General features: G+C 74.8%; 2 protein-coding genes. Both read left to right on the top strand.

What is annotated here, in order from left to right:
• On the top strand, positions 1–1,888 hold a 1,888-nt coding region (locus tag EBO15_RS29970; RefSeq protein ID WP_233616526.1), incomplete at its 5' end, for a condensation domain-containing protein.
• A 1-nt stretch (position 1,889) separates the two neighbouring features.
• Complete coding sequence (locus tag EBO15_RS29965) at positions 1,890–12,815, top strand: non-ribosomal peptide synthetase (protein ID WP_122197824.1); 10,926 nt, start codon at positions 1,890–1,892, stop codon at positions 12,813–12,815.
• The last annotated feature ends 58 nt before the right edge of the window (positions 12,816–12,873 follow it).

The following is a 12,873-nucleotide window of genomic DNA, read 5'->3' as shown; positions in this document are numbered from 1 at the left end:
GGACCGGGCCGCGCTGCCCGCGCCGGACCTGGCGGGGGCGTCGCGGGGCCGTGCGCCCGCGACGCCCGCGGAGGAGATCCTCTGCGGGGTGTTCGCCGAGGTCCTGGGCCTGGAGACGGTCGGCGCGGACGACTCGTTCTTCGCCCTCGGCGGCGACTCGATCATGTCCATGCTGGTGGTGTCGCGGGCACGCCGCGCGGGCCTGGTGATCACCTCCCGGCAGGTGTTCGAGGAGAAGACGCCCGCCGCGATCGCCCGCGTCGCGGACACCGCGGGCGCGAACGGCCCCGGCGGCGCGCCCGACGAGCCGACCGGACCGGTTCCGCTGACCCCCGTGATGCGCGGCCTGGCGGAGCGGGCCGGTCCGGCCGCGCTGTCCGGGACGTTCAGCCAGTCGGTGGTGCTCACCGCGCCGGACGACCTGGACCTCGGCCGCCTGACCGCCGCGCTGGCCGCGCTCCTCGACCGCCACCCGGTGCTGGGCGCCCGGTTGGAGGCGGACGCCGGCCGGCTGACCGTCCCGTCCGGCGACGCCGCGGTGCCCGCGGGCGACCTGGTCGCGCGCGCCGGGGGCCGGGACGTCCGGCGGGCGCTGCGGGAGGCGACGGACCTGCTCGACCCGGCCGCCGGGATCATGCTGCGGGCGGTGTGGCTCGCCGACGCCGGGCTGGTGCTGGTCGTGGCGCACCACCTGGTGGTCGACGGCGTGTCGTGGCGCGTTCTCGTGCCGGACCTCGCCGCCGCCTACCGCGGCGAGGTCCTCGACCCGGTGCCGACGTCCTTCCGGAGCTGGGCGGAGAACCTGGCCGCCGAGGCGACCGGCCAGGCCCGCCTGGACGAGCTGCCGCTCTGGACCCGGCTGCTGGCGGGCCCGCAGGCCGTGCTCGGAGCCCGCCCCCTGGACCCCGCCCGCGACACCGTGGCGGCCGGGACGCGCCGGGCCGACCTCACCCTGCCGGTCCCGGACACCACGGCGCTGCTCACCGGCGTCGCGGAGGCGTTCGGCGCCGGAGTCGACGACCTGCTCCTCGCGGGGCTGGCGGCCGCGGTGGAGGAGTGGCGGCGGACCCGCGGCCTGCGCACGCCCGGCGGCCAGCTCGTGGACGTGGAGAGCCACGGCCGCGCCGACGGCGACCTCGGCCGCACGGTCGGCTGGTGCACGGCCGAGCACCCCGTCCGGCTGGACGCGGGAGCCGTCGACCACGCCGGCGTCCGCGCGGGCGGCCCGGCCGCCGCCCGGCTGGTCGCGCACGTCGCCGGACGGCTCCGGGACGTCCCGGGCGACGGGCTGGGCTACGGGCTGCTGCGCCACCTGAACCCGGACACCGCCCCCATGCTCGCGGCGCTGCCTCGCGCCCAGATCGGCTTCAACTACCTCGGCCGTTTCGCCTCCGCGTCCGCCTCCGGCACCACGACGTCCGGAACGGCCTCCGGCACCACATCGTCGGGCACCACGTCCTCGGGCACCACGTCGTCGGGCAGCAGGGCGTCGGGCACCACGTCGTCCCGCACGGTGTCGGCCGGGGCCTGGCGGCTCGCCGGGGAGGGCGCGATGAGCGGCGCGCCCGACCCCCGGATGGCGGCCGTCCACGCCCTGGACGCGAGCGGCTTCGTCCACGACGGGCCGGACGGCCCCGAACTGACCCTCTCGCTGACCGGTCCCGCCGGGCTGTGGGACGAGGCGACCCTGCCCGACCTCGCCGCCCGCTGGACGGCGATGCTGCGCGGCCTGATCGCCTACGGCGCGGGCGGCGACGGCCACGCCCCGGGCGGGGGAACACCCGAGGCCGACCCGAGCGCGGACGACCCTGGGCCGGACGACCTCAGCGCGGACGAACTGGAAGAACTGGCGGACATCGCCGAAGGCATCGGACAAGGGGGACTGTGACATGGCGAGATCCGCGCCGGCCGAGGTCTGGCCGCTGTCGCCGCTCCAGGAGGGCCTGCTCTTCCACGCCCGGCACGCCGAGGGGAACGCGGACGTCTACGTCGCGACGCAGGCCCTGGAACTCGCGGGCGACCTGGACGAGAACCTGCTGCGCGGCGCGTGGGAGGCGGTGCTCGCCCGGCACGCCGCCCTGCGCGCCTGCTTCCGCCGGCGCGGCTCGGGCGCCCCGGTGCAGATGATCCCGCGTGAGGTGGCGCTGCCCTGGCGGGTCGTGGACCTGTCCGGCCTGCCCGCGGACGCCGCCGACGAGGAGGCCCGGCGGCTGGCGGCCGACGACCGCGCCCGGCCCTTCGACCTGACCGCTCCACCGCTGCTGCGGCTGACACTGATCAGGCTGGCCCCGGACCGGCACCGGCTGGTGCTCACCACGCACCACATCATCCTGGACGGCTGGTCCCTGCCGGTGCTGCTGCGCGAACTCGCCGAGCTCTACCGGTCGGACGGGGACGCGTCCGGCCTGCCGCCCGTCACGTCCTACCGCGACTACCTGCGCTGGCTGGCCCGCCAGGACCGGGACGCCGCCCGGCGCGCCTGGGCCGAGGCGCTGGACGGGGCGTCCGAGCCGACGCTGGTCGCGCCCGCGCTGCGGGACGCCGAGCCCGTCCTGCCGCGCACGGCGCGCGGCACCGTGGACCGGGACCGCACCGCCGCCCTGCGCGACCTGGCACGCGCCCGGGGCCTGACCCCGAACACGGTGGTCCAGGCCCTGTGGGCGGTGCTCGTCGGACGCCTGTCCGGCCGCGACGACGTGGTGTTCGGCACGACCGTCGCCGGACGGCCGATGGAACTGCCCGGCGTCGAGCACACCCTCGGCCTGTTCGTGAACACCGTCCCGGTGCGGGTCCGGCTCAGCCCGGCCCGCCCCTTCGCGGACCTGCTGGACGACCTCCAGCTGCGGCAGTCGGCCCTGATCGACCACCAGCACCTCGGCCTCGCCGAGATCCAGCGGATCGCCGGGCCCGGCGCGGGCTTCGACGCCCTGCTCGCCTATGAGAGCTACCCGCGCGCCCAGGGCGGCCCGCCGCGCTTCGGCGGCCTGACGATCACACGCGCCGTGAGCGAGGACGCCTCCCACTATCCGCTCACCCTGGTCGTCGACCCGCACGACGAGATGGACCTGCAGCTCACCTACCGTCCGGACGCGTTCGGCGACGACGCCGCCGCCGGACTCCTGGACCGGTTCGCCCGCATGCTGGAGCAGGTCACGGCGGACCCGGACGTCCGCCTGTGCGACCTGGAGGTTCTGCGGCCGGACGAGCGGCGACCCGCCGTGACGGCCGACGAGGCCGCGACGCCGCTGGTCGACGGCGCGTCCCTGGTCGACCTGTTCGAAGCGCAGGCCGACCGTGCTCCAGCGGCCGTCGCCGTGGTCTCCGGCGAGACCCGCTGGACGTACGCCGAGCTCGACGCCCGCGCGAACCGGATCGCCCACACGCTCCGCGCCCGGGGGGTCGGCGCCGAGGACCTGGTCGGCGTCCGGCTGGAACGGTCGGCCGACCTGGTCGCGGCCCTGCTCGGCGTGCTGAAGGCCGGCGCGGCGTACCTGCCCGTCGACCCGTCCTACCCGGCGGAGCGGATCGCCCTCCTCCTGGACGACGCCCGCCCGGCCGTCGTGGTGGACGACGGGTTCCTGCGCGGCCTGAGCGCGGACGAGACCCGTGTCGGCGTGCGCGTCGCCCCGTTCCAGGCCGCCTACGTGATCTATACGTCGGGGTCGACGGGGCGTCCGAAGGGTGTGGTGGTTCCGCATTCGAACGTGGTGGCGTTGTTGGGTGCGGCGCGTTCGCGTTTCGATTTCGGCGCCGAAGACGCGTGGGCGTTGTTCCATTCGTTCGCGTTCGACTTTTCGGTGTGGGAGTTGTGGGGGGCGTTGGGGTTCGGTGGCCGTCTGGTCGTGGTGCCGTGGGAGGTGTCACGCTCACCGGTCGACCTCGTGAGGTTGCTGGCGGCTGAGCGTGTGACGGTTCTGAACCAGACGCCGTCGGCGTTCTATCAGTTGATGGATGTCGAGGGTCTGCCGGAGGTGGGTCTTCGGTGGGTGGTGTTCGGTGGTGAGGCCCTGGACGTGACCCGCTTGGGCGGGTGGTTCGCGCGGTGTCCTGGGACGTCGTTGGTGAACATGTTCGGGATCACCGAGACGACCGTCCACGTCACCTGGGGTCTGCTGGACGAGCAGACGTGCGCTCCAGGCAACGGAAGCGTGGTGGGATCCGCCCTCCCCGGCTACCAGGTGTACCTGCTCGACGCGTGGCTGCGGCCGGTTCCGTCAGGCGTTATCGGTGAGATTTATGTCGCAGGCACCGGCGTCGCGCGCGGCTACCTGAATCGCGCCGGATTATCAGGAAGTCGTTTTGTCGCCGATGTGTTCGGGACGGGCGCCCGGATGTATCGGTCGGGGGATCTGGCGCGCTGGCGCCCCGACGGAACGCTCGACTATCTGGGGCGTGCGGACGCGCAGATTCAGCTGCGTGGTTTCCGGGTCGAACTCGGCGAGATCGAGGCCGTCATAGCCGGGCACGCCGGTGTGTCCCAGGTCGCGGTCGTCGTCCGCGAGGACCAGCCTGACGCGCAACGCCTCGTCGCCTACCTGGTCGGTGACGCCGACCCGCGCGCGGTGCGCGCGCATGTCGCCGGGCGGCTTCCCGAGTACATGGTCCCGGCGGCGTTCGTCACGCTGGACGACCTGCCCATGACGGTGAACGGCAAGCTCGACCGCGCCGCCCTCCCCGCCCCCGACCTCGCGGCTCCCGGCCGGGGGAGGCTTCCGCGGACCCCCGCCGAGGAGGTCCTCTGCGGGCTGTTCGCCGAGGTGCTGGGAGTGTCGTCGGTCGGCGCGGACGACTCGTTCTTCGACCTCGGCGGCGATTCGCTGCTGGCGATGCGGCTGATCGCCCGTCTCCGTGCCGTCCTGGACGCCGAGGTGGGGATCCGGGAGCTGTTCGCGACGCCCACGGTCGCCGGTGTCGCCCGCCTGGTCGAGAACGAGCGCGGCGTCCCGGTGGTGCCGCTGGCCGCCCGCGAGCGGCCCGACCGGATTCCGCTGTCGTTCGCCCAGCAGCGCATGTGGTTCCTCAACCGGCTGGAGGGGGCGGGCGCGGGTGCCGCCTACAACATGCCGCTCGTCCTCAGGCTGTCGGGCGATCTGGACGCCCCGGCGCTGGAGGCCGCCCTCGGCGACCTCGCCGACCGGCACGAGACCCTCCGCACCGTGTTCCCGGACCGCGACGGCACCCCCTGCCAGCGCATCCTTCCGGGAGCCGAGGGGCGTCCGGCGCCGGCCGTGGACGAGGTCGCCGAAGCCGACGTGAACGCGATCGTGGCCCGCGAGGTGGGCCGGGAATTCGACCTGGCCCGGGAGCTGCCGTGGCGGGTCCGCCTGCTGCGGCTCTCCGCCACCGAGTCGGTGCTGGTCATCGTCGTCCACCACATCGCGGGCGACGGCTGGTCCCTCGGACTGCTGGCCGACGACCTCCGGACCGCGTACGCCGCGCGCCGGAACGGCGCCGGACCGGACTGGGCGCCACTGGCCGTCCAGTACGCCGACTACGCGTTGTGGCAGCGTGAGGTGATGGGTGATCCGGACGATCCGGGGAGCCTGATCGCGGAGCAGCTGGCGTACTGGCGTCAGGCGCTGGCGGGCGCGCCGGAGGAACTCGCGCTGCCCGGCGACCGCCCACGCCCCGCCGAGGCGTCCTTCCAGGGCGGGGCCGTTCCGCTGGAGGTCGGTGCGGCCACCCACGCCCGGCTCGTGGAGGTGGCGCAGCGCCGGGGCGTCACCATGTTCATGGTCGTCCAGGCGGCGCTGGCGATGCTGCTGGCGCGGCTCGGCGCGGGCACCGACATCCCCATCGGCACCGTCACCGCCGGGCGAGGCGACGCCGCGACCGAGGACCTGGCCGGGTTCTTCCTCAACACCCTGGTACTCCGGACCGACGTCGGCGGCGACCCGTCGTTCACCGACCTCCTCGCACGCGTCCGCGACACCGACCTCGCCGCCTACGCCCACCAGGACCTCCCCTTCGAACGGCTCGTCGAGGCCCTCAACCCGGCCCGCTCCCTCGCCCGCCACCCCCTCTTCCAGGTCATGCTGACCCTGCACAACACACCGCGGGCCGACCGTCCCTGGGAACTCCCCGGGCTGCGGGTCCGGCCGCTGCCCCCGGCGGAGGGGGCCGTCCCGGCCAAGTTCGACCTGACACTCGGGCTCCGGGAGAGCCGCGACGAGCACGGGAGGCCCGCCGGGGTCTCGGGAGACCTGCAGTACGCCGCGGACCTGTTCGACCGGAGCACCGCCGAGCGGCTGGCCGAGCGCCTCACCGGCCTGCTCGACCAGGTCGCCGCCGACCCCCGCGCCCGCCTCGGACAGCTCGACGTCCTGACCGACGCGGAGGCCCGGGACGTCCTGGCCCTGCGCGACGCCCCCGTCCCGGCGGTCCGCGACGCCTCGCTGGTGGACCTGTTCGCCGAGCGGGTGGACCGCGCGCCCGACGCCACGGCCGTGGTGTCGGGGGAGACGCGCTGGACGTACGGAGAACTGGACGCGCGGTCGGACGGGGTGGCCGCGGGCCTGACCGAGCGGGGCGTCCGCGCGGGCGACCTGGTGGGCGTGGTCCTGGAGCGGTCGGCCGACCTGGTCGCCGTGCTCCTCGGCGTGCTGAAGACCGGCGCGGCGTACGTCCCGGTGGACCCGTCCTACCCGGCCGAACGCGTCGCCTTCACGCTGGCCGACGCCGACCCCGCGCTCGTCGTGTGCGCGCCCGCCACCGAACACGTCCTCCCCGCCGGACGCGCCCGCTGGGTCCTGGACGGCACCCGCCCCGGAACCTTCCCCCGGCGACGCGTGGTCCCCGGGACCCCCGCCTACGTGATCTATACGTCGGGGTCGACGGGGCGTCCGAAGGGTGTGGTGGTTCCGCATTCGAATGTGGTGGCGTTGTTGGGTGCGGCGCGTTCGCGTTTTGATTTCGGTGTGGATGACGGTTGGGCGTTGTTCCATTCGTTCGCGTTCGATTTTTCGGTGTGGGAGTTGTGGGGTGCGTTGGGTTTCGGTGGCCGTCTGGTGGTGGTGCCGTGGGAGGTGTCGCGGTCGCCGGTCGACCTCGTGAGGTTGCTGGCGGCTGAGCGTGTGACGGTTCTGAATCAGACGCCGTCGGCGTTCTATCAGTTGATGGATGTCGAGGGTCTGCCGGAGGTGGGGCTTCGGTGGGTGGTGTTCGGTGGTGAGGCCCTGGATGTGACCCGCTTGGGCGGGTGGTTCGCGCGGTGTCCTGGGACGTCGTTGGTGAACATGTTCGGGATCACCGAGACGACCGTCCACGTCACCAGGGGTCTGCTGGACGAGCAGACGTGCGCTCCAGGCAACGGAAGCGTGGTGGGATCCGCCCTCCCCGGCTACCAGGTGTACGTGCTGGACGCGTGGCTACGGCCGGTACCGCCCGGCGTGGTCGGAGAGATCTACGTCGCGGGCACCGGCGTCGCGCGCGGCTACCTGAATCGCGCCGGTCTGTCGGCCGGACGCTTCGTCGCCGACATCTTCGGGACGGGCGCCCGGATGTACCGCTCCGGGGACCTCGCCCGGCGCCGCCCGGACGGAACGCTCGACTATCTGGGGCGTGCGGACGCGCAGATTCAGCTGCGGGGTTTCCGAGTCGAACTCGGCGAGATCGAGGCCGCCGTCCTCGACTGTCCCGGGGTGCGTCAGGCCGCGGTCGTCGTCCGCGAGGACCAGGCCGACACGCAACGCCTCGTCGCCTATCTCGTCGGCGACGCCGACCCGCGCGCGGTGCGCGCGCATGTCGCCGGGCGGCTTCCCGATCACATGGTCCCGGCGGTGTTCGTCACGCTGGACGGCCTGCCGATCACCGTGAACGGCAAGCTCGACCATGCCGCCCTCCCCGCCCCCGACCTCGTGGGCCTGGCCAAGGGACGGCCCGCGGCGACCCCCGCCGAGGAGGTCGTCTGCGGGCTGTTCGCCGACGTGCTCGGCCTGGAGACGGTCGGCGCGGACGACTCGTTCTTCGACCTCGGCGGCGATTCGCTGCTGGCGATGCGGCTGATCGCCCGTGCCCGTGCCGTCCTGGACGCCGAGGTGGGAATCCGGGAGCTGTTCGCGACGCCGACCGCGGCCGGGATCGCCCGCCTGGTCGAGAACGAGCGCGGCGCCTCGCTGCCACCCCTGGCCGCCCGTGAGCGGCCCGAACGCGTCCCGCTGTCGTTCGCCCAGCAGCGCATGTGGTTCCTGAACCAGTTGGAAGGCGACGACACCCGGGCGGCCTACAACGTCTCCCACGTCGTCCGCCTCAACGGAGACCTCGACGTCACCGCCCTCGACACCGCGCTGGGCGACCTCGCCGACCGGCACGAGACCCTCCGCACCGTGTTCCCGGACCGCGACGGCACCCCCTACCAGCGGATCCTGCACGGCCCCACCGGACGGCCCGGCCTGCTCGTCCGCCCGGTGCCGTCCGCCGAACTGCGCGCGGTGCTGGACGACGAGACCGCCCACGGATTCGACCTCGCCCGGGAGCTGCCGTGGCGGGTCCGCCTGCTGCGACTCTCCGCCACCGAGTCGGTGCTGGTCATCGTCGTCCACCACATCGCCGTGGACGGCCTTTCCCTGAACGTGCTGGTCCGCGACCTCGCAACGGCCTACGCGGCCCGCCGAGCGGGAGGCCCCCCGGACTGGGCGCCGCTCGCCGTCCAGTATGCCGACTACGCGTTGTGGCAGCGTGAGGTGATGGGTGATCCGGACGATCCGGGGAGCCTGATCGCGGAGCAGTTGGCGTACTGGCGTCAGGCGCTGGCGGGCGCGCCGGAGGAACTCGCGCTGCCCGGCGACCGCCCACGCCCCGCCGAGGCGTCCTTCCGTGGTGCCCTGGTCCCGATCCGGCTCGACGCCGACGCCCACGGGCGGCTCGTCCAGGTGGCGCGGAGCAACGGCGTGACCCTGTTCATGATCGCCCAGGCGGCGCTGGCGATGCTGCTGGCGCGGCTCGGCGCGGGCACCGACATCCCCATCGGCACCGCCATCGCAGGACGGGGCGACGCCGCGACCGAGGACCTGGCCGGGTACTTCGTCAACACGCTGGTACTCCGGACCGACGTCGGCGGCGACCCGTCGTTCACCGACCTCCTCGCACGCGTCCGCGACACCGACCTCGCCGCCTACGCCCACCAGGACCTCCCCTTCGAACGGCTCGTCGAGGCCCTCAACCCGGCCCGCTCCCTCGCCCGCCACCCCCTCTTCCAGGTCACGCTGGCCGTGGTGCCGTTCGCGCCGGACGACTGGTCGCTGCCGGGGCTGCGCACCGAGCCCGTCCCGGCGCAGGCGCCGTCCGCCAAGTTCGACCTGTCCGTCACCCTGGAGGAACGGCTGCGCGACGGCGTCCCGGCGGGCCTCGGCGGCGCGATCCAGTACGCGACCGACCTGTTCGACGAGGCGACCGCGGCGGACCTCGCCGACCGGCTCGCCCGCGTCCTCGGCCAGGTGGCGGCCGACCCCGGCGTCCGCGTGGGCGAGCTGGAGATCCTGTCCCCGGAGCAGCGCCGCACCCTCCTGGTGGACTGGAACGACACCGGAACGCCCCTCCCCGAGGAGACCCTGGTCGACGCGTTCGACCGGAGGGTCGCGGCGGCCCCCGGCGACCTGGCGGTGCTCGACGAGGACACCGGACTCACCTACGCCGAACTCGACGCGCACGCCAACCGGCTGGCCCGCGAACTGATCGCGCGGGGCACGGGACCGGAATCGGTCGTCGCCGTCCTGCTGGAGCGCTCGGTCCTGCTGCCGGGCGTCCTGCTGGGCGTCATGAAGTCCGGGGCGGCCTACCTGCCCATCGACCCCGAGTATCCGGCCGACCGCGTCCGCGACCTGCTGTCCGACGCCGCCCCGCAGGCGGTGGTGTGCGCACGGAACACCGAGCACCTTCTTTCGCGGGACCACCCCGCCCTGCACGCGTCCGTGCCCGAACCGGACGTCTCCGTGCTCGTCCTGGACGATCCCGCGACCGCCGCCGCGCTCGCCGGGCGTCCGGCCGCACCGGTCACCGACGCCGACCGTGCGCGGCCCCTGCGCCCCGCCCACCCCGCATACCTGATGTACACCTCCGGGTCGACGGGCCGCCCCAAGGGGACGGTCCTCACCCACCGCGCCGTGCTCAACAAGCTCGCCACGCAACGCGACGACTACGGCATCACCCGCGAGGACACGGCGCTGCACAAGACCTCGGTCGGGTTCGACGTGTCGGTCTGGGAGCTGTTCCTGCCGCTGACCAGCGGCGCGGCGACCGTGATCGCCCGGCCCGGCGGCCAGCGCGACCCCCGCCACCTCGCCGAGCTGATCGAGCGGACCGGTGTGACGATCGCCGAGTTCGTCCCGTCCCTGCTGGCGGCGTTCCTGAGGGAGGACGGCGCGGCCGGGAGGGCGCGCGGGCTGCGCCACGTCCTCTCCGGAGGCGAGGCGCTGTCCGCCGGGCTCGTCGCGGAGTTCCACGACCTGCTCGACGCGCCCCTGCACAACTGCTACGGCCCGACCGAGGCCGCGATCGGGGTGACCGGCCGGCCCTGCCCGCCCGGGGCCGGCCCGGGACCGGTCCCGATCGGACGGCCCGTCCACAACACCCGCGTGTACGTGCTGGACGAGTTCCTGCGCCCGCTTCCGCCCGGCTCGGTCGGCGAACTGTACGTGTCCGGCGCGCAGCTCGCCCGCGGCTACGCGGGCCGCGCGGCGCTGACCGCGGAACGCTTCGTCGCCTGCCCGTTCGGAACGTTCGGCGAACGCATGTACCGGACCGGCGACCTGGCCCGGTGGACGCGTGACGGCGAGCTGGTCCACGCCGGGCGCGCCGACGAGCAGGTGAAGCTGCGCGGTATCCGGATCGAGCCCGGCGAGGTGGAGGCCGTGCTGGCGGACCACCCGTCGGTCGGCCGGGCCGTCGTCGTCGTCCGCGAGGACCGGCCTGGGATCCGGCGGCTCGTCGGGTACGTGACCGGCCCGGACGCCGACCCCGCCGAGCTGCGCGCGCACGCGGCGTCCCGGCTCCCCGACGCCCTGGTCCCCGCCGCGGTGGTCGTGCTCGGCGAGCTGCCGGCGCTTCCGAACGGGAAGCTGGACCGGCGCGCGCTGCCCGCCCCCGGCCCCTCCGCCGGGACGGCCGGAGGACGGCCGCCCGCCACCCCGGCCGAGGCGACCCTGTGCGGCCTGTTCGCCGACCTGCTGGGACTCGCCGAGGTCGGCGCGGACGACTCGTTCTTCACCCTCGGCGGCGACTCGATCATGTCGATGCTGCTGGTGTCGCGGGCCCGCCGCGCCGGGATCGAGATCAGCGCCCGGCAGGTGTTCGAGGCCAAGACCCCCGCCGGGCTGGCGCGGGTCGCCGGGACGGCCCGCCCGGCGGCCACCGCGCCCGCCGACGACGGCACCGGCGAGCTGCCGCTGACCCCGGTCATGCGTGACACCGCCGAACGCGCCGGGGCGGCGGCGCTGACCGGGACCTTCTGCCAGACGATGCTGGTGACCGCCCCCGCCGGGCTGGACCTGGACCGGCTGGTGACGGCCGTGCAGGCGCTGCTCGACCGGCACGACATGCTGCGGGCGCGGCTGGACGGCGCGGCGGACCGGCTCGTCGTCCCGCCCGCCGGAACGGTTCCCGCGTCCGGCCTCGTCCGCCGCGCCGACCTCGCCGAACTGGCGGACGGCGCGCCGGTGCGCGCGGCGATGGGACGGCTCGACCCGCGCGCCGGGACCATGCTCCAGGCGGTGTGGTTCGACGCGGGCCCGGACCGGCCCGGGCGCGTCCTGCTCGCCGTCCACCACCTGGTGGTCGACGGGGTGTCCTGGCGGATCCTGCTGCCCGACCTGGCCGCCGCCTACGCCGGGACGGAACTGGAACCGGTGCCGACCTCGTTCCGCCGCTGGTCCCAAGGGCTGGTGGAACAGGCGGAGGACCCGGCCCGCGTCGCCGAACTCCCGCTGTGGGAGCGGATGCTGGACGGCCCCGCCGCCCTGTTCGACGCCGCTCCACCGCGGCCGGCCGGCGGCCCCGGGTCCGTGCGGACGACGGCGGTGGTCCCCGCGGAGGTGACGGCGGCGCTGCTCACCCGGGTCCCCGCGGCCTTCCACGCGGGCATCGAGGACGTGCTGCTGGCGGGGCTCGTCGCCGCGCTCGGCGAGCGCCGCCGCCACCACGACGGCCGCGACCTGACCGGCGGTGTCTTGGTGGACCTGGAGGGGCACGGCCGCGAGCCGCTCGCGCCCGACATGGACCTCGCCCGCACCGTCGGCTGGTTCACCGACCTCCACCCCGTCCGGCTGGACCCCGGAGTGCTCGACCACGCCTCCGTGCGAGCCGGAGGCCACGCGGCGGGCGCCCTGGTCAAGCGGGTGAAGGAGCAGTTGCGGGCCGTCCCGGCGGACGGGCTCGGCTACGGGCTGCTGCGCCGCCTCAACCCGCGGACGGCGGAGGCCATGGCCCGGTTGCCCGTTCCCCGGCTCGCCTTCAACTACCTGGGCCGGTTCGCCGCCGAGACGTCGGGCGCGCCGGGCCCCTGGCAGCCCGCCGGGGTGACGGCGCTCGGCGGCGGGACGGACCCGGGCATGAGCGCGACCCACGCGCTGGAGGCGGGCGGCCTCGTCCACGACCTTCCCGAAGGCCCCCGGCTGACCCTCGCCCTGAGCGGCGGCGCCGACCTGTTCACCCGCGCCGGCCTGGACGACCTCGCGGACCGCTGGGCCGCCATGCTCGGCGGCCTCGCCGCGCACGCCGCCGAGGGCGGCGGGGGCCACACGCCGTCCGACTTCACCCTGGTGTCGCTCGGCCAGGACCAGATCGACGAACTCCAGTCGGGACTCGCGGGCGAATTCGGCTGAGCCGCCGGACGGGTCCGGCAGCCCATTCGTATTGCGCATTTGGACAGCCCTTCCGCCT

It is taken from the genome of Actinomadura harenae (genome assembly GCF_003696215.1).
Taxonomy (GTDB): domain Bacteria; phylum Actinomycetota; class Actinomycetes; order Streptosporangiales; family Streptosporangiaceae; genus Spirillospora; species Spirillospora harenae.
This window is presented reverse-complemented; position numbering and strand designations above follow the sequence as displayed.

Excerpts from the sequence above, each read along its gene's own strand:
- EBO15_RS29965 (WP_122197824.1), top strand. The coding sequence starts at position 1,890 with ATGGCGAGATCCGCGCCGGCCGAGGTCTGGCCGCTGTCGCCGCTCCAG.